The 20,663-nt window shown below is 50.8% G+C and carries 20 protein-coding genes; 11 read left to right on the forward strand and 9 right to left on the reverse strand.

Translation table 11 applies throughout. The features are described from left to right. Positions 1 to 271: 271 nt before the first annotated feature. Positions 272 to 1,570: an MFS transporter gene (locus OGX98_RS06160; RefSeq protein ID WP_286594981.1), complete on the forward strand. Its 1,299-nt coding sequence runs from the start codon at positions 272 to 274 to the stop codon at positions 1,568 to 1,570. Here OGX98_RS06160 and OGX98_RS06165 read toward each other — a convergent pair. The 5 genes from OGX98_RS06165 to trxC all read right to left on the reverse strand — a co-directional run bounded on the left by OGX98_RS06165 (position 1,567) and on the right by trxC (position 7,289). Then, the gene (locus tag OGX98_RS06165) at positions 1,567 to 1,890 is read right to left on the reverse strand and encodes a YfiM family lipoprotein (protein WP_045446332.1); all 324 of its coding nucleotides are present in this window, start codon (positions 1,888 to 1,890) and stop codon (positions 1,567 to 1,569) included. The genes OGX98_RS06160 and OGX98_RS06165 overlap by 4 nt on opposite strands. A 44-nt stretch (positions 1,891 to 1,934) precedes the next feature. Next, complete coding sequence (gene pssA / locus OGX98_RS06170) at positions 1,935 to 3,290, reverse strand: CDP-diacylglycerol--serine O-phosphatidyltransferase (RefSeq protein WP_048220784.1); 1,356 nt, start codon at positions 3,288 to 3,290, stop codon at positions 1,935 to 1,937. Between the two features lie 114 nt (positions 3,291 to 3,404). Next, positions 3,405 to 6,065, reverse strand: coding sequence for a peptidyl-lysine N-acetyltransferase PatZ (patZ, locus tag OGX98_RS06180; RefSeq protein ID WP_225761279.1), 2,661 nt, complete (start codon positions 6,063 to 6,065; stop codon positions 3,405 to 3,407). Between the two features lie 36 nt (positions 6,066 to 6,101). Then, positions 6,102 to 6,800, reverse strand: coding sequence for a tRNA-uridine aminocarboxypropyltransferase (tapT, locus tag OGX98_RS06185; protein WP_286594982.1), 699 nt, complete (start codon positions 6,798 to 6,800; stop codon positions 6,102 to 6,104). A 69-nt stretch (positions 6,801 to 6,869) separates the two neighbouring features. Beyond that, a complete protein-coding gene (gene trxC / locus OGX98_RS06190) occupies positions 6,870 to 7,289 on the reverse strand; it encodes a thioredoxin TrxC (RefSeq protein WP_045446319.1) in 420 nt (139 codons plus the stop codon). A 207-nt stretch (positions 7,290 to 7,496) separates the two neighbouring features. Between trxC and OGX98_RS06195 the strand changes: the two genes are divergently transcribed. Further along, a complete protein-coding gene (locus OGX98_RS06195; RefSeq protein WP_286594983.1) occupies positions 7,497 to 8,552 on the forward strand; it encodes a tRNA/rRNA methyltransferase in 1,056 nt (351 codons plus the stop codon). A 33-nt stretch (positions 8,553 to 8,585) separates the two neighbouring features. On the opposite strand, the gene ung is transcribed toward OGX98_RS06195, so the two are convergent. After that, positions 8,586 to 9,275, reverse strand: a complete 690-nt coding sequence (gene ung, locus OGX98_RS06200) for a uracil-DNA glycosylase (RefSeq protein WP_045446313.1) — start codon at positions 9,273 to 9,275, stop codon at positions 8,586 to 8,588. Positions 9,276 to 9,594: 319 nt separating this feature from the next. Between ung and grcA the strand changes: the two genes are divergently transcribed. After that, on the forward strand, positions 9,595 to 9,978 hold the full coding sequence (grcA, locus tag OGX98_RS06205) for an autonomous glycyl radical cofactor GrcA (protein WP_003037563.1): 384 nt from the start codon (positions 9,595 to 9,597) through the stop codon (positions 9,976 to 9,978). 80 nt (positions 9,979 to 10,058) lie between these two features. Here the strand turns inward: grcA and eamB are convergent, their stop codons facing one another. Further along, positions 10,059 to 10,646 (reverse strand): cysteine/O-acetylserine transporter, encoded by a 588-nt coding sequence (gene eamB, locus OGX98_RS06210; protein ID WP_286594984.1) that lies wholly within the window; start codon positions 10,644 to 10,646, stop codon positions 10,059 to 10,061. A gap of 102 nt (positions 10,647 to 10,748) precedes the next feature. Here eamB and OGX98_RS06215 point away from each other — a divergent pair, with 102 nt between their 5' ends. Then, positions 10,749 to 11,645 carry a LysR family transcriptional regulator gene (locus OGX98_RS06215; protein WP_144243081.1) on the forward strand — a complete coding sequence of 299 codons (897 nt, stop codon included), beginning with the start codon at positions 10,749 to 10,751 and terminating at the stop codon, positions 11,643 to 11,645. A gap of 17 nt (positions 11,646 to 11,662) precedes the next feature. Here OGX98_RS06215 and srmB read toward each other — a convergent pair whose 3' ends face one another. After that, the gene (gene srmB, locus OGX98_RS06220) at positions 11,663 to 12,991 is read right to left on the reverse strand and encodes an ATP-dependent RNA helicase SrmB (RefSeq protein WP_136345496.1); all 1,329 of its coding nucleotides are present in this window, start codon (positions 12,989 to 12,991) and stop codon (positions 11,663 to 11,665) included. 130 nt (positions 12,992 to 13,121) lie between these two features. Between srmB and trmN the strand changes: the two genes are divergently transcribed. Further along, entirely contained in the window at positions 13,122 to 13,859 is a 738-nt protein-coding gene (trmN, locus tag OGX98_RS06225; protein ID WP_045446293.1) for a tRNA(1)(Val) (adenine(37)-N(6))-methyltransferase TrmN, read from the forward strand. Here the strand turns inward: trmN and nadB are convergent. Further along, positions 13,844 to 15,466 carry an L-aspartate oxidase gene (gene nadB, locus OGX98_RS06230; RefSeq protein WP_284097355.1) on the reverse strand — a complete coding sequence of 541 codons (1,623 nt, stop codon included), beginning with the start codon at positions 15,464 to 15,466 and terminating at the stop codon, positions 13,844 to 13,846. The two genes, trmN and nadB, sit on opposite strands and share 16 nt — an antisense overlap. Before the next feature lie 263 nt (positions 15,467 to 15,729). On the opposite strand from nadB, the gene rseD reads away from it, so the two are divergent. The 6 genes from rseD to lepA all read left to right on the forward strand — a co-directional run bounded on the left by rseD (position 15,730) and on the right by lepA (position 20,655). After that, entirely contained in the window at positions 15,730 to 15,894 is a 165-nt protein-coding gene (gene rseD, locus OGX98_RS06235) for a rpoE leader peptide RseD (protein WP_136345495.1), read from the forward strand. Further along, positions 15,891 to 16,466 (forward strand): RNA polymerase sigma factor RpoE, encoded by a 576-nt coding sequence (rpoE, locus tag OGX98_RS06240; protein WP_045446287.1) that lies wholly within the window; start codon positions 15,891 to 15,893, stop codon positions 16,464 to 16,466. Before rseD ends, rpoE begins: the two co-directional genes overlap by 4 nt. 31 nt (positions 16,467 to 16,497) lie before the next feature. After that, positions 16,498 to 17,148: an anti-sigma-E factor RseA gene (gene rseA / locus OGX98_RS06245; RefSeq protein ID WP_045446284.1), complete on the forward strand. Its 651-nt coding sequence runs from the start codon at positions 16,498 to 16,500 to the stop codon at positions 17,146 to 17,148. Further along, on the forward strand, positions 17,148 to 18,104 hold the full coding sequence (gene rseB / locus OGX98_RS06250; RefSeq protein ID WP_045446281.1) for a sigma-E factor regulatory protein RseB: 957 nt from the start codon (positions 17,148 to 17,150) through the stop codon (positions 18,102 to 18,104). The genes rseA and rseB overlap by 1 nt, the downstream gene beginning before the upstream one ends. Beyond that, positions 18,101 to 18,580: a SoxR-reducing system protein RseC gene (rseC, locus tag OGX98_RS06255; protein ID WP_045446278.1), complete on the forward strand. Its 480-nt coding sequence runs from the start codon at positions 18,101 to 18,103 to the stop codon at positions 18,578 to 18,580. The genes rseB and rseC overlap by 4 nt, the downstream gene beginning before the upstream one ends. Before the next feature lie 275 nt (positions 18,581 to 18,855). Beyond that, complete coding sequence (gene lepA / locus OGX98_RS06260; protein ID WP_048220792.1) at positions 18,856 to 20,655, forward strand: translation elongation factor 4; 1,800 nt, start codon at positions 18,856 to 18,858, stop codon at positions 20,653 to 20,655. The last annotated feature ends 8 nt before the right edge of the window (positions 20,656 to 20,663 follow it).

A 20,663-nucleotide genomic window follows, 5' to 3' on the forward strand; every position in this document is an offset into this window, starting at 1 on the left:
GAGTAGGGAACTGCCAGGCATCAAACCAGTGAAGAAGCCCATCCTGCCGGATGGGCTTTTTTGCGTCTGCGGACTGCAGGTCTGACAAGCGTAGTTCTATCAGACTCAGGCTTCTTACCCTCCATCATATAAATCTGATTCCTTTCTCTGCTAATTAAAATCGTGATCTAACTCTCGCAATGATGTATAACAATTATGTAACATATTTTTCACTAAAAACACGATACATCATTGTAAGATTCAACAGATCCTTGGCAGGGGCACAATTCTAATGGCTGATAGCAGTGTAACTGAGAATGGGGCGCTGACCGACAGCGATACCCGTCGTCGTATATGGGCAATTGTAGGGGCGTCATCAGGGAATCTTGTCGAATGGTTTGATTTTTACATCTATTCTTTCTGTTCTCTTTATTTTGCTCATATCTTTTTTCCTTCCGGAAATACCACAACACAACTCCTACAAACCGCCGGCGTTTTTGCTGCGGGCTTCCTGATGCGGCCGATAGGCGGATGGCTTTTTGGCCGGATCGCAGATAAACATGGGCGTAAAAAATCCATGCTGTTGTCAGTGTGCATGATGTGTATGGGGTCGTTGGTGATCGCGTGTCTGCCGGGGTATGAAACTATCGGTACATGGGCACCCGCACTGCTGTTGCTTGCCAGATTATTCCAGGGACTGTCGGTTGGGGGAGAGTATGGAACTAGCGCAACCTACATGAGTGAGGTGGCAGTTGAAGGTAAGAAAGGATTTTATGCTTCATTCCAGTACGTTACGTTGATAGGCGGACAATTACTGGCATTACTGGTTGTGGTGATACTGCAGCAAACGTTAGAAGACTCTGCACTCAGAGCGTGGGGATGGCGTATCCCATTTGCGCTGGGGGCAGTGCTGGCGATTGTCGCATTATGGTTACGTCGTCAGTTGGATGAAACATCGAAACAGGATGTTCGTGCGTTGAAAGAAGCGGGCTCCCTGAAAGGATTATGGCGCAACCGTAAAGCTTTTATTATGGTGCTTGGCTTTACCGCCGCTGGCTCACTTTGCTTTTATACGTTTACTACCTATATGCAAAAATACCTGGTAAATACAGCAGGTATGCATGCCAATGTAGCCAGCGGTATTATGACGGCAGCGCTGTGTGTCTTTATGCTGGTGCAACCTATATTTGGTGCTTTGTCAGATAAAATTGGTCGACGTACTTCGATGTTGTGCTTTGGGGTGCTGGCTACGCTGTTCACCGTTCCTATTTTGTCGGCGCTACAGAATGTGACGTCTCCGTATATGGCATTTGGTCTGGTGATGTGTGCTTTGCTAATTGTGAGTTTTTACACTTCTATCAGTGGGATCCTGAAGGCCGAAATGTTCCCGGCACAAGTTCGTGCTCTAGGGGTTGGGTTATCTTATGCAGTGGCAAATGCTTTGTTTGGTGGTTCTGCGGAATATGTTGCGCTGTCGCTAAAGTCGGTCGGGATGGAAACGACATTCTTCTGGTACGTTACCGCTATGGCGGTGGTCGCTTTTTTTGTCTCGCTAATGCTACACCGTAAAGGGAAAGGGCTGCGCCTCTAGCGATGGGCCATTTGCCAGACAGCGTAGCCGGTGGATGCTCCGGCTATATCCCAGGCAAAATCTTTCCAACTCCAGCCGCTTCCTGAGGGGCGGCTGTCCAACAGTTCTTTTGATGCACCGAGGCTGACTGAGAACATAAAACCGATAGCAGCGCTGCGGTCGTTACTATTTCCCTGGTGCTGCGCATACTCGTTTCCGGCTGCAGCCAGCATGGCGGAGGCAATGAAGTGTTGGGCTTTGTCTTGTCCACTCCAGCTATCGTTCGCCATATGGCTACAGCCAGAAAGTGTCAGGATACAGGCAAGGATAAACAGGCGCACCGTTACCTCCACAGGAAAAACCCCGTCACTGGACGGGGTTTTGGTTACAGAATACGGCTGATTAATCTGTCGATTCGAATACGGCGTAGTCGACGGATAAGCTTACGTACTTTTACCGGATAGTCGGCAATACTCTGTAAGTCGCGATAGTGTTTAACGACGGTAGTATGCGTACGGATGAGCTCAAGCTCTTTTTCGCGCTGAAGGGTTAGCTCCTGCTTAGGATCGTGGATAAGAATGGCATTTTCCAGATCCAGGCGCCAGGCTCGGGGGTTAAGGTTGTTGCCGGTTAGCAACATCCATTTGTCATCAACCCACATACCCTTCAGATGATAGGTATTGTCATCATCTTTCCATAAGCGAACGACTAGCTGATCGGTATTAACGTAATACTGTAGACGGCTCAGGAAGCGGCGCAGGTTAATTTCATAAAGGTAGGGAAGTGCCCCGATGATCTTAAACGGCTCATTTTCAGGTATGAAAAAGTCGTTGGCGGTTTTATCGCCCACGATGATTTCTACTTTTTTCCCTTCCCGTAGTAGCTGGATGATATTGCGAACCAGCACAGCAGGCAGGTTGAAATAAGGGGTGCAGATCGTAAGCTTTTGCTCCGCACAAGGCATGAGGTGGAAAATGGTCTTATTTAGCAGACTGGATTTTCCTAGCCCAACCAGAGGAGTAACAGAAAGCTGTTCGTTATCAGCATTCCCCTGGAAATGGAACGAGGCATCACGCAGTTCCTGACGGTACAGACGGATGTCGTTTTTAATTTCCGGGCTTTTAGGACGATGGATATCATCAAGGCGATTAACACCGCGACCGTTCATCAGGTTCTGCGTTACCCAGTCGAACATGATATCGGCCATTTGCGCGTTGCGAATCAGCTGGTAGCGGTCATAGCGGTATTTATCATGCTGGTGCAAGTAAACATCGTTCAGGCTTGCTCCGCTATACAGGACGCTATCATCGATGATAAAGCCTTTGAAGTGCAGGACGCCAAGCGCTTCACGAGTATTAATCGGTACGCCGTAGACCGGAATATCGATCCCTGGGTTTTCTTGCGCCATTCGGCAATACCAGTCAGCGTTGGTATTGGAGGCCGCTGCGCCAATACGCCCTCGCTGGGCACGATGCCAGTCAACAAGTACCCGAATATCCAGTTCGGGACGCTGCCGCTTAGCCGCATAGAGCGCGTCGAGTATGCCTTTGCCACCGTCATCCTGCTCCAGGTACAGAGCTATGATGCAGATCCGTTGCGTCGCGCTGGCTATTTTCTCCAGCAGAGTCTCCCTGAAATTAGCGGGAGCATAAAAGAAATCTACATCATCAACTGACTGAGAAATCTTAGGTAGTTGGGCAAGGTGTTGTTGATGTTTATTACGCTTAAATTTTGACAACATCACAGTGCATTTCTTCTCTGTTCATTGAAGGGTCCTCTGTGCTATGCAGACGACATAAGCGAGCAATGATACCACCAGTACCCATTAATGTGGTCAACATTTCCAGTACCTTACTCACGATTCCTCAAATTGGGCCAGATTAAGCGTTAGCCCAACAATCCCCTCTTCGAGCTGGACGTCAACATCAAACCCGAGCTTCCGGGCCAGGGCGACCATCCCACGATTGTTTGGCATCGTAATACCATTCAGGCGCCTGAGTCCGTGATCTCGGGTATACGTAATTAACTTTTCCATCAATCGACGGCCGAGTCCCAGTCCTTTGAGATCGGATCGAACCAGTACAGCAAACTCTGCATCTACGTTATCAGGATCCGAGATAGCTCGCGTAACACCGAGGATCTCTTCATGGTTATCTCGACAACGTACGGCGACAAAGGCCATTTCCCGATCGTAGTCGATCTGCGTCATATTGGCTAAATCTTCATGGGTAAATTCGTTGATCTCACTGAAGTAGCGGTAATAAAGATCTTCTTTCGTTACCTGTGAAATGAACTGCTGCAGTTGAGGCTCATCCTCCGGCAAAATAGGGCGGAACAGGCAGCGTTCGCCGTTTTTCATCTCAACCCACTCTTCCAGTTGATGGGGGTAGGGGCGTACAGCCAGTCTGCTTTCGTTGTCGCCAGTGAAAGGGGCAATATCCAGCGTGACGTCCAGTGCAGTAAATTCACCGGCAGAGGCCAGAAGCGGATGGATATCCAGACGCTGAATCTCCGGACAGTCGACGATCAGGTTGGATACCTGGACCAGAAGCTGACTTAAACCGGCGATATCTAATGGTCGTAGTGCGCTGCGGGCGCGGATCTTTTTATTTTTGATCCCCTGAATCACCAGATAACGTGCCAGATTCATGTTCAATGGCGGTAATGCCACCACGGCTTGTTCTTCAGGCCTCCACTCAACTCCACCTTCGCCCAGCATAATCAATGGCCCAAATACCGGATCGTGTTCAACAACTACGCGAAGCTCCTGAGCACCAGCGCGGTTGGCCATACTTTGTACCAATAAACCGTGGATACGCGCCTGCGGCCAGGCCATTTTCACCCGATCAAAAATCGCATTAGCGGCCTGCTGCACCTCTGTTGCTGTACGCAGATATAACATTACCCCCTGAACTTCCGATTTATGCGGAATATCAGGGGAACGCAGTTTTAATGCCACCGGGTAGCCGATTTGTTCTGCGATGTGCACGGCCTCTGCGCTGTCACTGGCAATCCAGGTCGGCAGTGTGTGTAAGCCATAGGCTTGCAAAATTGGCTGTACTTCATGTGTATCGAGAGATGTCGCCCCGTCAGCGATCGCCCGCTGCAAAAGATTATGTGCTTCGGCGGTATTGGCGGTCAGGCTGTCGGGCAACGCTGGTGTTTCTCGCAATTGCTTCTGGTTACGCCGATACTCGACCATATGCATAAACGCGGTGATGGTTCCCTCCGGTGTGCGATAGGTGGGTAATCCAGCCTCACTAAACAGCCTGCGTGCCTCCTGGGATGAAAATTCTCCGCACCAGTTCGTCAGCAAGGAAATGAATTTCCCTCTGGGGTGGTGTTTAACTGCTTCGATCAGTGCATGTGCGCTCTCGGTGCCTGGAGCCGCAGCGCTGGGCGAGTGAATCACCATCAGGGCGTCGAAATCCTGGCTGGAGAGTAAAATATCCAGTGTTTTGATGTAGTGTTCGCTGCTGGCGTCGTCACGCAGATCCAGTGGATTTGCGATATCAACATGGACAGGTAAGGCATCGCGTAATTTCTGACAGGTCTCTTCACTCAGCGTGGCCAGCTTGCCGTTTCGTGACCACAACTCATCTAATGCCAGAGCAGCGGGAGCGGCACCGTTGCTGATAATCATTAACCTGTCGCCCCGTAGCGGGCGCATATGGCTCAGGGTTTCTACTGCAGAAAAAAGCTCGTGAGTATCCTGTACGCGTAACAGACCGGCACGCTGGATGGCGGCATCCCAGGCAGGGTCCATTCCCGCACTGGTATGAAGTAAACGCTGGGCTGCCGGACTTCGACCACTTTTAATCACCAAAATAGGTTTATTGCGCGATGCGCTACGTGCCGCAGAGACAAAGCGTCGGGCATCACTCAAATGTTCGAGATAGAGCAAAATTGCGCTGGTTTTACTGTCACGGGCCAGGTAATCAAGTAGCTCATCAACGTCAATATCCAGGCTGTCGCCCAGCGCGATGAAATAGGAAAATCCCATTTCCCGCTGCTGCGCCCAGTCGAGAATAGTATTGGATACAGCGGCAGACTGAGAGATAAAAGCAAGCTTACCGCGCTTAATCGGTACCGGTGAAAAACTGGCGTTGAGTCCCTGCCAGGGGGCGAGAAGTCCCAAACTGTTGGGACCGAGCAGACGTATTTTATGGCGTGATGCGCAAGCTAACAGTTCAGCGTGCTGTGCTGCGGGCGCCGAGAGAATAATGCAGGTTTTACAGCCTTTTTCACCTAACGCTTCAAGCAATGCCAGATTGCGGCTCGCATTGGTGCACAAAACGGCAAGATCGGGAGTAAAAGGCAGGCTGGCGATATCGGGCCAGGCAAGAACACCTAAAACCGCTTTCCAGGCAGGTGTCACCGGTAAAACCGGCCCATTGAAACCTCCAGCCAGTAAGTTACGCATCATCAGGTAACCTGCACGATTGGGTTTCATTGATGCCCCAATCACCGCAATGGATTTCGGTCGCAGCAGTGCTTCCAGACCACGTTGACTCATATCGGCTTCCTTAATGACACCAGTGACCGAATGATTTTAAACGCTTTCTGTTGAATCTGCTGTGACGCTTCCCTGATGTTGAGTTTTTCCTGCCAGATAGCGTGTTTTAAAGCGTGTGAAGTGCCCACCTAATGCTTCTGCTGCTTGCCTGTCACCAGCCAGATCCAGTAAGGCTATCGCCACTTCGGCAGTGCAATACTGCCCCTCAGCATGCGCTTCGCGCAGATGGTAGGCGGAAAGGCGCGATAAATCGACGGAAATCACCGGCAGGTTATCCAGGTACGGACTTTTACGGAACATCTTGCGTGCTTCCGGCCAGGTACCATCGAGCATAATAAACAACGGCGGTTTATCTGCTGGTGGCGTGAAAATTACTTCACGTTCCTCACCTGCATATGAAGCGGGGAACACTACCATGGGGTGATAATCTGGATTTCGTGCCAGCTCAAGTAATGCCTGCGGCGGTTCGGTTCGTGACCACTGAAAGGCAACGGTATCTGGCAAAATATCGGCAATTAAACGCCCCGTATTGCTGGGCTTCATAGGTTCGGTATCAAACATCACCAGACAAAAGCGACTTTTTGCCTGAGAGGGCGCGAGCGTTTCGCAAAGGCAGAACTTTAGTGGCAGCAGGCAACGCTGGCAGCGACGGATGCGATTACCTCTGGCAAGAAAAGGGCGCGTGGCGCGCGCAAGGCGCTCGGCACGTAACTGAAGAACGGCGTTATCTGTCATGGGGAAGCACGTTGAAAAACGCTATTGTCGCAGAGGACAAAACGGGACACAAGACGTGCCCCGGAGAGATTATAATGATTCGTTAAGCCAGCTATCAAATGGGGCTTTTGGTACGGCGCCATTTAACATATCGACGACTTCACCTTTCTTGAAAATCATGATTGTCGGGATGCTGCGGATGCCGAAACGTGCGCTGAGTTCGCGTTCAGCTTCCGTATTCACTTTAACAAAGCGTACTTTACCGCTACGCTCTTCGGCAACATCTTCAAAAATTGGGGCGAAGTTACGGCATGGGCCACACCATGGTGCCCAGAAGTCGACTACCACCGGAAGATCGTCTTTTAATAACTTATCCAGTGTAGCTCCGGTCGCATTGATCACCTCACCATCAAACAGATCGTGACCACAGCGTCCGCATTTGGCCGTATCCTGAACGCGATCTTCAGGGATGCGGTTGATAGCCTGGCAGCTGGTACAAACGGTATTCATAACTAACCTCTGGATGAGTAGGATGGACTTCGCGGCAATGACGCCGGTATGTTTCTATTATGTTACATATTATCGGAGAGACTGTTTTAAACAACAATGCGTTTTATTCAATGAGTACAATAGTCATAAGCTTTTAAATGAAATAATGGCTAACGACGTGCACATCGGGTAATCTGCGCGCTTCGCGCAGCGCTGGTGGAGAAAAGCATGAACGATGAATTGAAGAATAAAAGCGGCAAGGTCAAAGTGATGTATGTCCGCAGTGATGATGATTCTGAAAAACGTACCCAGAACCCGCGTACAGGGAAAGGGGGAGGACGTCCAGGAAAGTCTCGTGCAGACGGTGGCCGTCGCCCCGCCCGCGATGAAAGAAATAATCAGAGCCGCGACCGCGACCGCGATCGTGACCGCAAACGTGAAGACTCACCATGGCGTACTGTATCCCGCGCGCCGAGTGATGATGTCGCGGAAAAGGCCGATCACGGTGGTATTAGCGGCAAGAGTTTTATCGATCCTGAAGTATTACGTCGTCAGCGTGCGGAAGAAACCCGCGTTTACGGTGAAAATGCCTGTCAGGCTCTGTTCCAGAGCCGTCCGGATGCAATTGTCCGTGCCTGGTTTATTCAGAGCGTGACACCACGATTCAAAGAAGCGTTACGCTGGATGGCGGCAAATCGCAAAGCCTACCACGTGGTTGACGAGGCCGAACTGGCGAAAGCTTCTGGTACCGAGCACCATGGCGGCGTTTGCTTCCTGATTAAGAAACGTAATGGTACTACCGTTAAGCAATGGGTCGGTCAGGCGGGCGCGCAGGATTGCGTACTGGCGCTGGAAGATATCGCTAACCCGCATAACCTGGGCGGTATGATGCGTAGCTGTGCGCACTTCGGTGTGAAAGGCGTGGTAGTGCAGGACGCAGCTCTGCTGGAATCTGGTGCAGCGATTCGCACCGCGGAAGGTGGGGCAGAGCACGTTCAACCAATTACTGGTGACAGTATTGTCGATGTGCTGGATGATTTCCGCCAGGCAGGTTATACCGTCGTCATGACCTCCAGCGACAAAGGTAAGCCGTTGTTTAACACAACGCTGCCGGAAAAAATGGTGCTGGTATTAGGCCGCGAACGCGAAGCTCTGCCGGAAGCGGCATGCTCAGCAGACGACCTGTGCGTCGCGATTGACGGCACAGGCAACGTAGAGACACTCAACGTCTCCGTGGCGACAGGCGTACTGCTTGCGGAGTGGTGGCGTCAGAACAAAGCCTGATAATAAAAATGCCAGCGAATCGCTGGCATTTTTTTACTCACTCTCAGCCGGCAGTACCGGCATCCAGTCAATTGTTTTTTCACCTCGTTGTTCCAGCCACGTATTTGCCTGTACAAAGTGATTGCAGCCAAAGAAACCTCGATGTGCCGAGAGCGGTGAAGGGTGCGGCGCTTTCAGGATATGGTGACGCTGCGCATCAATAATTGCCCCTTTCTTCTGCGCGTGCGCGCCCCAGAGCAAAAATACCACCCCTTCACGATGTTCATTGATCAGGCTAATGACTTTATCGGTAAAGGTTTCCCAGCCGAGACTCGCATGTGAATGCGCCTGACCAGCCCTAACGGTAAGGACGGTGTTAAGTAACAGAACACCCTGGCGTGCCCAGCTTTCCAGATATCCGTGTGCAGGTCGCGTAAAACCTGGAATTGTGGCTTCCAGCTCTTTATACATGTTCAGTAATGATGGCGGAATGGCAATGCCAGGACGGACAGAAAAGGCGAGACCATGTGCCTGACCTGGCCCATGGTAAGGATCCTGCCCCAGAATGACGACCTTAACATCGCCCAGCTCGGTAAAACGAAATGCGTTAAACACATCTTTTTGTGGTGGGTAAATTGTCATACCCGACTGGCGTTCGCCGGCGACAGTATGCAGTGTATTAACAAAGTAGGGCTGTTGTTTCTCTTCAGCCAGCACATCGTGCCAGGTTAATTCGGTGGCCATCTCGCTCTCCTGCGAATTTGCAATCGCTATAGCTTAACTGCTTCTTTATGAGGCGCAAAATTCTGTACGTTTCTCAATGAGCTACCCCTTAAAGATAGTTGAAAATTTATGTAAAAAGTTTACCTGAGCACTTGGCGTAAGTTGATGTAAAACAATAAAATCCACCCATCACCACTTTTGATGTGTGGTTTTTGTTGATTTAAATCAAAGATTCAAGGGTGTGTGAGGGGTATATATACACTCAAGCAACAATGGTTTTACCAATTGGCCGGAGAAACGGCCAACCGAAATCAAATAATTTTGCCGGGGAGGCATCAACATGATTACAGGTATCCAGATTACTAAAGCTGCAAATGACGACCTGCTGAACTCTTTCTGGCTGCTGGACAGCGAAAAAGGTGAAGCACGCTGCATCGTTGCGAAAGCAGGTTTCAATGCCGATGAAGTCGTTGCCGTCAGCAAACTGGGTGAAATTGAATACCGTGAAGTTCCAGTAGACGTGCAACCAGAAGTGCGCGTGGAAGGCGGTCAGCACCTGAACGTTAACGTTCTGCGTCGCGAAACGCTGGAAGATGCGGTTAAGCACCCGGAAAAATATCCGCAGCTGACTATTCGTGTTTCTGGTTATGCAGTGCGTTTCAACTCACTGACACCAGAACAGCAGCGCGACGTTATTGCTCGTACCTTTACTGAGAGCCTGTAAGGCTTACGGGGAATCAACCCCGCTAAATCAATAATCAAAAAGCGGAAGATGTCAGTGCATCTTCCGCTTTTTTACATCATTTAATAAAAGATCCTCACAGCGCAGTACACCAGCAGTAATGCCAGAATGACATTCAATTGCCGCCCATAGCTGCGAAAGACGCGTTGGAAAAGATGGCCAGCCAGCGCCCAGCAGGCATTGCCGAATGTTCCTATCAATGCCAGTAATACGCTAACACCAATTATCCAACTCAGCTCTTTTGTATGCGGCAAAACAAACGTGGATAACGCGGTAATGCCGTACAAAATGATTTTGACATTAACAAACTGCAAGCCAAAACTTGCCCAAAAGCTAATCGGTTTTGCCTCAAGGCTATCATTTGAGGTCGGGCTGGTGGCGATTTTTATGGCCAGCCATAAGATATATGCTGCCCCCGCCCAACTGAGCCAGTGGACGATAGCCGGATCAATGACTGCAAGCGAGAATGAAATCCCGGCGCACAGCAACATGACTATCAAAAAGCCCAGGCTCATTCCCGCCAGAACACGCGTACTCTGACGAAAGCCATGTGATGTCGCTGCACTAAGCGCGAGGATATTGTTCGGGCCGGGGGTTAGCGCAGTAATCAGTGTATAGGTCCAGAATGCACTTAAAAGCGTGGGGGTCACTTGTTATCTCCTCTGTTTTAGCAGACAGTACCCGACACAGAACATTTAAAAAAATGAATGTTTTTGCATTCTAAGTTCGATAATTTCGATAGGTTGGTGAAGATGGATTTACGTCGGTTTATTACGCTAAAAACGGTGGTAGAAGAGGGCTCATTTCTTCGGGCTTCGCAAAAACTTTGTTGTACGCAGTCAACCGTTACGTTTCATATTCAACAGCTTGAACAAGAACTCTCGGTGCAGTTGTTCGAAAAAATTGGTCGCCGGATGTGCCTGACCAGTGAAGGGAAGCGGCTGATGCCGCATATACATGACTTGACGCGCGTGATGGCATCGATCCGGCAAACGGCACAACAAGATGCACAACCGAGCGGCGATCTCCGCGTCGCAACCGGAGAAACGCTGTTGGCTTATAAAATGCCTCAGGTTTTACAACGGTTTAAACAACGTGCGCCCAATGTTCGCTTATTCTTACAGTCACTCAATTGTTATGTCATTCGTGATGCTTTGCTGAGTGATGATGTTGATCTGGGAGTATTTTATCGGGTTGGTAATGACGATGCTCTTGAGATGCTGCCATTAGGCGAACAACCTCTTGTCCTGGTTGCTTCTCCGGTTCTTCAGCACGTTAATTTCACCCAGCATAACCAGCACATACCCTGCAGCTTTATCATTAATGAACCGCAATGTATCTTCAGGCAACGCTTTGAAAGTCTGCTGCGAAAGCGACAGATTACACTGGAAAATACCATTGAACTCTGGAGTATTGAGAGCATCAAGCGGTGTGTATCTGCTAATCTTGGTGTTAGCTTTTTACCGCGATTTACCGTTGAGAAGGAGTTGCGTTCAGGAGAATTGATAGCGTTACCGTTTGGTGAAGATCCTGAGTTGATTACCGCATTGTGCGCGCATCATGCCGGAAAAGTCGTCAGCCCGGCTATGCGGGTTTTCATGGATTGTATTGTAGAGAGCTTTGCGAGGCATGAAAAAATGCCGGGCTGACTGGCCCGGCATTCGGTTTATTCTTTGTCGGACTGCTGTGAGGCAGATCCGCTCGGCTTACGACGCTTGCCGATATTCTTGGCATCGCGGTGACGTTTCTTCACACGCGGCTTCTCTTTATCCTTCGCCTTCTTCTCGGCGCGTTTTGCCAGCACTTTCTTGGATGGCTTGCCGTTAGATTTTTCACTTGGCGCACGGGTTGTTGGACGCAGTTCGTCAATAACTCGCGGCTTCAGTGGTTCATCTACATAACGGCTTGCTTTGCCGAGCAGCAGGTGGTCATGCGCTTCAACCAGAGAAATCGCGGTACCTTTACGGCCAGCACGACCGGTACGACCGATGCGGTGCAGATAGGCATCGCCACTGCGCGGCATGTCATAGTTAAACACGTGGCTGACGTCTGGGATATCAATACCACGTGCGGCCACGTCGGTCGCAACCAGTACGTTCACCCGACCATCGGTCAGTCGTTTGATCGCTTCGTTGCGTTTATTCTGTACCATCTCGCCTTCGAGATAGCAGTTATTAATCCCCGCCTGGCGCAGCCAGCCTGCCAGTTCGTGCACACGCTCGCGTTTGCGTACAAAGACAATTGAGCGGGTCGCTTCAGGCTGTTTTAACAGATGGATCAGCAGAGCTGTTTTATGCTCGATGTCATCGGCGCGGTAGTACCACTGATGGATCTTCTTGCGTTCGCGCGTTGACGGATCCGCTGAGACCTCAACCGGATCTTCCAGCAGACGCTCGGCAAAATCTTTAATCGCATCACCTTCCAGCGTGGCGGAGAACAGCATGGTCTGCTTGCGCCAGCGTGTTTCACCGGCGATGTGCTCGATGTCCTGGGCAAAGCCCATGTCCAGCATGCGATCGGCTTCATCGAGGATCAGTGTTTCGACTGCATGGCAGTCGAAGTTCTCTTCTTTAATATATTGCAGCAGGCGGCCTGTGGTTGCGACCACGATGTCCTGGTTTGCGCTGAAGACTTCCATGTGGTTCATGTAAGCCACGCCGCCGGTAATAGTGGCGATATCCAGATGCGTATTTTTGGCCAGTTCACGAGCGTGTTCGGCAACCTGCATCGCCAGTTCGCGCGTCGGCGTCAAAATTAAAATGCGCGGTGGACCGGATTTTTTGCGCGGGAAGTCGAGCAGGTGCTGCAACGCTGGCAGCAAGTATGCCGCCGTTTTACCGGTGCCTGTCGGCGCAGAACCGAGTACATCACGTCCATCGAGCGCAGGCGGAATGGCGGCAGCCTGAATGGCGGTCGGGCGAGTGAAACCTTTTTCCTGGAGGGCATCCAGCAGGCTTTCATCGAGTTCAAGTTCGGAAAAAGTCGTTACAGTCATGTTCTACCTCTGTGTGGGGCGCTGATTATAGACGTTACGGCTGCAATCTTCATCTGTTTGTATGGATATACCTTCTCAGGTATTGTTTTTATCCAATGTTATCGTTTTTTTTCCAGGAAGGTTGTTCTTCATGCCCCAGTCTACATCCGTACTTCGACGTAATGGATTTACTTTTAAGCAGTTTTTTGTGGCACACGATCGTTGTGCAATGAAAGTCGGAACGGACGGTATTTTATTAGGTGCCTGGGCGCCCGTCGCGGGTGTAAAACGGATCCTTGATATCGGTACCGGGAGTGGCCTGCTGGCGCTGATGCTGGCCCAGCGCACGGATGAAAGCGTCATTATTGATGCCGTGGAGCTTGATGTCGATGCCGCGCTGCAGGCTCAGGAAAACATTGTAAAATCTCCATGGATGCATCGTGTGACAGTGCATTCAGAAGATGCGCAGCTGTGGGTACCGCGCCAGACCGTGCGTTTCGATCTGATCATCAGTAACCCTCCCTATTATGAACAGGGGGTAGAGTGTGCCACGCCGCAACGTGAGCAGGCACGCTATACCACCACACTCGATCACGAAGCATTGTTAACACTGGCGGCGAACAGTATTACAGAAGAAGGCTTTTTTTGCGTGGTGCTGCCGGAGCAGATTGGTAACGCATTTACCCAGCAGGCTCTGGGTATGGGCTGGCATCTGCGTCTGCGTACGGATGTTGCAGAAACTGAGGCTCGTCTACCGCACAGGGTATTGCTGGCTTTCTCCCCGCAGGCCGGGGAGTGTTTTATTGACAGGCTGGTGATTCGTGGGCCAGACCAGCGCTATTCAGAAGGCTATACGGCGCTGACCCAGGCGTTTTATCTGTTTATGTGATGGCTTAACGGCGACAGGATAGAAGGGCCTGACTCGGGACGTTGTTCAGGATAATCCAGTGTGTAATGCAGGCCCCGACTCTCTTTACGCATCATCGCGCAGCGCACAATTAATTCGGCAACCTGCACCAGATTGCGCAGTTCCAGTAAATTGTTTGACACACGGAAATGGGCGTAATACTCATCAATTTCCTGTTGAAGCATGGTGATACGCCGCAGGGCGCGTTCCAGACGTTTTGTTGTACGTACAATGCCAACGTAATCCCACATAAAGAGCCGTAGCTCATGCCAGTTATGCTGGATAACAACCAGTTCATCAGGGTTTTCTACCCGGCTCTCGTCCCACCCTGGGAGCGTACTTACGCCGCGCGCGTAAGGCATTCTTCGATCAATATCTTCCGCCGCAGACCAGCCATACACCAGACACTCCAGCAGTGAGTTCGATGCCATGCGATTTGCGCCATGCAACCCGGTATAACTGACCTCTCCGATGGCATACAGACCGTCGACATCGGTACGGCCAAAGTCATCGACCATGACGCCACCGCAGGTATAGTGTGCAGCAGGCACAATCGGAACCGGCTCTTTTGTCAGATCGATCCCCAGGCCCAATAATTTTTCATAAATCATCGGAAAATGCTGGCGGACAAATTCTTCCGGCTTATGGCTGATGTCAAGGAACATGCAGTCCGCGCCAAGGCGTTTCATTTCATGGTCAATGGCGCGAGCAACAATATCTCGCGGAGCCAGTTCTCCACGCTCGTCGAAGTCGGGCATAAAGCGCGATCCATCCGGGCGCTTCAAATGTGCCCCCTCGCCACGTAACGCTTCAGTCAGTAGAAAATTACGCGCTTGCGGGTGATATAGCGCAGTTGGGTGGAACTGGTTAAATTCGAGGTTGGCAACGCGGCAACCTGCGCGCCAGGCCATCGCGATCCCATCGCCCGAAGAAATATCCGGATTAGTGGTGTATTGGTAAACTTTGGATGCGCCGCCGGTTGCCAGTACCACGGATTTAGCGTGGCAGGTTTCGACGGCTTCTTTATTACGGTTCCAGATCCAGGCACCGACAACGCGACGCGTACCCGGCAGGCCGATTTTATCGGAGATAATCAGGTCCACGGCGTTGCTACGCTCCAGAACCTGAATATTGGGATGATTTTGTGCCTGGCTGACCAGCGTGGTTTCGACCTCTTTGCCAGTAGCGTCGGCGGCATGCAGGATACGTCGGTGGCTATGGCCACCTTCTCGGGTCAGGTGATAGCTCTCTTCGCCGTTGGGCTGAACCTGGGTATCAAAAAGGACGCCCTGATCAATCAACCACTGGACGCACGTGCGGGCATTGCTGGCAACAAACTCAACCGCATGTCGATCGCAAAGACCAGCTCCTGCAATCAGCGTGTCTTCAACGTGGGAGTCGATACTGTCAGTTTCATCGAAAACAGCGGCGATGCCACCCTGAGCATAGAACGTTGAGCCTTCACTTACCGGCCCTTTACTCAGCACAATGACCTGATGTTTTTCAGCCAGGCGTAACGCCAGCGAGAGTCCGGCAGCTCCGCTGCCAATGATCAACACATCACAGGATAATTCAGGGGTCGTATTCATGATTTTTGTTTAATTTACTAAACAGTGTTTGGTCACCATAGCACCACATTGCGCGATACTGCACGTTTTATTTTTGATTGTGTTGCAATGACTAAACATTAAAGAAATGTACGATGAGGAGTAAAATACGAAAAATATTTTGCGAAGCAGGCCGTTAGCAACAGATTAGGTGATGAAATAAAGTAGCCGTTGGGTTACTCTGCAAGCGGTTTAATGGGCATTTCTGAACAGATAGTGCGTTGATCGGGTTATGTAGACTTATAATGATAGATAAGACCTGTCTACAACATGACAAACAAAAACAAATGCGTAACGGAACTTTACGAAACTTGAGCACTCTAACTCGTTGCTTGCTCATAGTGCAGCTGATGGAGTGGCGTTTCGAAAGCGCGTGGAAATTTGGTTTGGGGAGACTTTACCTCGGATGAGCGAGCAGTTAACGGACCAGGTCCTGGTTGAACGGGTCCAGAAGGGAGATCAGAAAGCCTTTAACTTACTGGTAGTACGCTATCAGCATAAGGTGGCGAGTCTGGTTTCTCGCTATGTACCATCGGGCGATGTTCCTGATGTGGTACAAGAAGCATTTATTAAGGCCTATCGTGCGCTGGATTCGTTCCGGGGAGATAGTGCTTTTTATACCTGGCTGTATCGTATTGCAGTCAATACAGCGAAGAATTACCTGGTCGCTCAGGGGCGTCGTCCACCTTCCAGTGATATAGATGCGATTGAAGCTGAAAACTACGAAAGTGGCGGAGCACTGAAAGAAATTTCGAACCCTGAGAACTTAATGTTGTCAGAAGAACTGAGACAGATAGTTTTCCGAACTATTGAGTCCCTCCCGGAAGATTTACGCATGGCAATAACCTTGCGGGAGCTAGATGGCCTGAGCTATGAAGATATAGCCGCTATCATGGATTGTCCGGTAGGTACGGTGCGTTCACGTATCTTCCGAGCGAGGGAAGCTATTGATAATAAAGTTCAACCGCTTATCAGGCGTTGACGATAGCGGGATACTGGAAAAGGTATTAGGCATGCAGAAAGAAAAACTTTCCGCTTTAATGGATGGCGAAACGCTGGACACTGAGTTACTCAAAGAGTTGACTCACAACCCGGAAATGCAAAAAACCTGGGAGAGTTATCACCTGATCCGCGATTCCATGCGAGGTGATACTGCCGACGTTCTCCATTTCGATATTTCCGCCCGCGTTATGGCTGCTATTGAAGCTGAGCCAGTACGCCAGACGGCGCCGTTGATCCCTGAGGCCCAGCCCGCACCGCATCAGTGGCAGAAAATGCCATTCTGGAAGAAAATGCGTCCGTGGGCCGCGCAGCTTACCCAAATGGGAGTGGCTGCGTGCGTATCGCTTGCAGTTATTGTTGGCGTCCAGCACTATAATGGACAATCTGAAATGTCCCAGCAGCCCGAAACGCCGGTATTTAATACATTACCGATGATGGGTAAAGCCAGTCCGGTGAGCTTGGGTGTACCTTCTGACGCGACGGCCAGCGGCGGTCAGCAACAGCAGGTACAGGAGCAGCGTCGTCGTATCAATGCCATGTTGCAGGATTACGAACTGCAACGCCGACTGCACTCCGAACAGCTTCAGTTTGAGCAGGCGCAAACACAGCAAGCCGCTGTACAGGTGCCAGGAATTCAAACTTTAGGAACGCAATCGCAGTAATGAAGCAACTTTGGTTTGCCATGTCACTTGTGGCTGGTAGCCTGTTCTTCTCTGTAAACGCCTCGGCCAATCCTGCGTCCGGGGCGTTGTTGCAGCAGATGAATCTGGCCAGCCAGTCGCTAACCTATGAGCTGTCATTTGTCAGCATCAATAAGCAGGGTGTTGAATCCCTACGTTATCGCCATGCACGCCTGGACAACCGTCCTCTTGCACAGTTGTTGCAAATGGATGGACCGCGCCGGGAAGTGGTGCAGCGTGGGAACGAAATCAGCTATTTTGAGCCTGGGCTGGAGCCGTTCACGCTGAACGGTGACTATATCGTCGATTCCCTGCCGTCTCTGATTTATACCGACTTTAAACGCCTTTCGCCCTACTATGATTTTATTTCAGTAGGTCGCACCCGTATTGCCGACAGACTCTGTGAAGTGATCCGCGTGGTGGCGCGTGACGGTACTCGTTATAGCTACATTGTCTGGATGGACACCGAAACCAAGTTGCCGATGCGTGTCGATCTGCTCGATCGTGATGGTGAAACGCTCGAACAGTTTCGTGTTATCTCCTTTACCGTGAATAGCGGTGTCGGTGACAGTATGCAGACGCTGGCGAAAGCGAACCTGCCACCGCTGCTGTCCGTTCCTGCGGGCGAGAAAACGAATTTTAACTGGAGCCCGTCGTGGTTGCCGCAAGGATTCAGTGAAGTATCCAGCAGCCGTCGTCCGCTACCGACGATGGATAATATGCCTATTGAATCTCGTCTTTACTCTGATGGTCTGTTCAGTTTCTCCGTGAACGTTAACCGTGCAATGCAAAACAGTGCCGATCAACTGCTGCGTACAGGACGCCGGACAGTCAGCACCAGCGTGCGTGATAATGCCGAAATCACCATTGTGGGTGAGCTTCCGCCACAGACGGCGAAGCGTATTGCGGACAATATTAAGTTCAGGGCTGCACAATGATTAAAGAGTGGGCAACGGTTGTTTCCTGGCAGAACGGTCTGGCAACGGTCAGCTGTGACGTTAAAGCGTCTTGCAGCAGTTGTGCCTCACGAGCAGGCTGCGGAAGCCGTGTGTTGAACAAACTGGGGCCGCAGACGACGCATACTATTGTGGTGCCCAGCGACGAACCACTGGCTCCAGGTCAGAAAGTTGAACTTGGGATTGCGGAAGGCAGCCTGTTGGGCTCGGCAATGTTGGTCTATATGTCACCATTGGCGGGGCTTTTTGTTTTTGCAGCGCTGTTTCAGGTGCTGTTTGGTAGTGATATCGCAGCGTTAAGCGGTGCGATACTGGGCGGCGTGGGTGGATTTCTGATTGCACGCGGTTTTTCACGAAAACTGGCAGTACGTGAAGCCTGGCAACCGGTTATTTTAAACGTTGCTCTCCCGCCTGGAATACTGCGCGTCGATACATCCTCTACCGAAACAAGCCAGTGATATCTTCGTCTGATCTGGCCTGCAAGTGGCAATAATGTACATATTGTATTTGTCGGCCCGATAAGCGTGCTCCATCGGGCATAACGTTACCCTTGCGAGCTTTGCATTAGAAAAGCGAAGTTGTTTCCAGTTCCCGCTATCCTTGCTCTATGAACATTTCCTCGCCTCAGCGTTGTAGTGTAGAATGCGGCGTTTCACTTAAACAGACGTTAAGCTCAGAACAGCGACTTCTCAGAGCCTGTCGAATCAGGCGTAAGGCACAATAACTACTCTATATGAAGAACATACGTAACTTTTCAATCATAGCTCACATCGACCACGGTAAATCGACGCTGTCTGACCGTATTATCCAGATCTGCGGTGGCCTGTCTGACCGTGAAATGGAAGCGCAGGTTCTCGACTCGATGGATCTTGAGCGTGAGCGCGGTATTACTATCAAAGCGCAGAGCGTGACGCTCGATTTCAAAGCATCTGATGGTGAAACCTATCAGCTTAACTTTATCGACACCCCGGGACACGTTGACTTCTCGTATGAAGTTTCCCGCTCGCTTGCTGCCTGTGAAGGCGCACTGCTGGTTGTCGACGCCGGGCAGGGTGTTGAAGCGCAAACGCTGGCTAACTGCTATACCGCCATGGAAATGGATCTCGAAGTGGTGCCGGTATTAAACAAAATTGACCTGCCTGCCGCTGATCCTGAGCGTGTGGCGGAAGAGATTGAAGATATCGTCGGTATTGATGCGACTGATGCCGTTCGCTGCTCAGCGAAAACCGGGGTTGGCGTGACAGACGTTCTGGAACGTCTGGTACGAGATATTCCACCGCCGGAAGGTGATCCGGAAGGTCCGTTACAGGCGCTGATCATTGACTCCTGGTTCGATAACTACCTCGGCGTGGTTTCGCTAGTGCGTATTAAAAACGGCACTATGCGTAAAGGTGACAAAATCAAAGTGATGAGTACCGGACAGGTTTATAACGCCGATCGTCTGGGGATCTTCACACCAAAACAGGTTGACCGTACCGAACTGAAATGTGGTGAAGTGGGCTGGCTGGTTTGTGCAATTAAAGACATTCTCGGCGCACCGGTTGGCGATACGCTGACACAGGCTCGTAACCCGGCAGACAAAGCGTTGCCAGGTTTTAAAAAAGTGAAACCGCAGGTATATGCCGGTTTGTTCCCGGTCAGCTCTGACGATTACGAAAACTTCCGTGATGCGCTTGGTAAGCTGAGCCTGAACGATGCTTCGCTTTTTTACGAGCCGGAAAGCTCTACCGCACTGGGCTTCGGTTTCCGCTGTGGCTTCCTTGGCCTGCTGCACATGGAGATCATTCAGGAACGTCTGGAACGTGAATACGATCTGGATCTGATCACCACCGCGCCGACTGTAGTCTACGAAGTGGAAACCACGTCGAAAGAAACTATCTATGTCGATAGCCCGTCCAAGCTGCCGCCGCTGAACAACATTTACGAACTGCGTGAGCCGATCGCTGAGTGTCACATGCTGCTGCCTCAGGCTTACCTGGGCAACGTTATTACACTGTGTATTGAGAAGCGTGGTGTACAGACCAACATGGTTTACCACGGTAACCAGGTTGCGCTGACCTATGAAATTCCGATGGCAGAAGTGGTGCTCGACTTCTTCGACCGTCTGAAGTCGACCTCTCGCGGCTATGCGTCGCTGGATTATAACTTCAAACGCTTCCAGACCTCTGACATGGTGCGTGTTGATGTACTCATCAACAATGAACGTGTCGATGCGCTGGCGCTGATTACCCATCGCGATAACTCTCAGAGCCGTGGTCGCGAACTGGTAGAGAAGATGAAAGATCTGATCCCTCGCCAGCAGTTTGATATCGCGATTCAAGCGGCCATTGGTACGCACATTATCGCGCGTTCAACGGTTAAGCAGTTGCGTAAAAACGTTCTGGCGAAGTGCTACGGTGGTGATATCAGCCGTAAGAAAAAGCTGCTGCAGAAACAGAAAGAAGGTAAAAAACGTATGAAGCAGATCGGTAACGTCGAACTGCCGCAGGAAGCGTTCCTCGCCATTCTGCATGTCGGTAAAGACAGTAAATAATCCTAAGG

The organism is Citrobacter sp. Cm046, assembly GCF_030333065.1.
Classification (GTDB): domain Bacteria; phylum Pseudomonadota; class Gammaproteobacteria; order Enterobacterales; family Enterobacteriaceae; genus Citrobacter; species Citrobacter murliniae.

Excerpts from the sequence above, each read along its gene's own strand:
- OGX98_RS06160 (WP_286594981.1), top strand. The coding sequence starts at position 272 with ATGGCTGATAGCAGTGTAACTGAGAATGGGGCGCTGACCGACAGCGAT.
- pssA (WP_048220784.1), bottom strand. The coding sequence starts at position 3,290 with ATGTTGTCAAAATTTAAGCGTAATAAACATCAACAACACCTTGCCCAA.
- patZ (WP_225761279.1), bottom strand. The coding sequence starts at position 6,065 with ATGAGTCAACGTGGTCTGGAAGCACTGCTGCGACCGAAATCCATTGCG.
- tapT (WP_286594982.1), bottom strand. The coding sequence starts at position 6,800 with ATGACAGATAACGCCGTTCTTCAGTTACGTGCCGAGCGCCTTGCGCGC.
- trxC (WP_045446319.1), bottom strand. The coding sequence starts at position 7,289 with ATGAATACCGTTTGTACCAGCTGCCAGGCTATCAACCGCATCCCTGAA.
- OGX98_RS06195 (WP_286594983.1), top strand. The coding sequence starts at position 7,497 with ATGAACGATGAATTGAAGAATAAAAGCGGCAAGGTCAAAGTGATGTAT.
- ung (WP_045446313.1), bottom strand. The coding sequence starts at position 9,275 with ATGGCCACCGAATTAACCTGGCACGATGTGCTGGCTGAAGAGAAACAA.
- grcA (WP_003037563.1), top strand. The coding sequence starts at position 9,595 with ATGATTACAGGTATCCAGATTACTAAAGCTGCAAATGACGACCTGCTG.
- OGX98_RS06215 (WP_144243081.1), top strand. The coding sequence starts at position 10,749 with ATGGATTTACGTCGGTTTATTACGCTAAAAACGGTGGTAGAAGAGGGC.
- srmB (WP_136345496.1), bottom strand. The coding sequence starts at position 12,991 with ATGACTGTAACGACTTTTTCCGAACTTGAACTCGATGAAAGCCTGCTG.
- trmN (WP_045446293.1), top strand. The coding sequence starts at position 13,122 with ATGCCCCAGTCTACATCCGTACTTCGACGTAATGGATTTACTTTTAAG.
- nadB (WP_284097355.1), bottom strand. The coding sequence starts at position 15,466 with ATGAATACGACCCCTGAATTATCCTGTGATGTGTTGATCATTGGCAGC.
- rseD (WP_136345495.1), top strand. The coding sequence starts at position 15,730 with ATGATAGATAAGACCTGTCTACAACATGACAAACAAAAACAAATGCGT.
- rpoE (WP_045446287.1), top strand. The coding sequence starts at position 15,891 with ATGAGCGAGCAGTTAACGGACCAGGTCCTGGTTGAACGGGTCCAGAAG.
- rseA (WP_045446284.1), top strand. The coding sequence starts at position 16,498 with ATGCAGAAAGAAAAACTTTCCGCTTTAATGGATGGCGAAACGCTGGAC.
- rseB (WP_045446281.1), top strand. The coding sequence starts at position 17,148 with ATGAAGCAACTTTGGTTTGCCATGTCACTTGTGGCTGGTAGCCTGTTC.
- rseC (WP_045446278.1), top strand. The coding sequence starts at position 18,101 with ATGATTAAAGAGTGGGCAACGGTTGTTTCCTGGCAGAACGGTCTGGCA.
- lepA (WP_048220792.1), top strand. The coding sequence starts at position 18,856 with ATGAAGAACATACGTAACTTTTCAATCATAGCTCACATCGACCACGGT.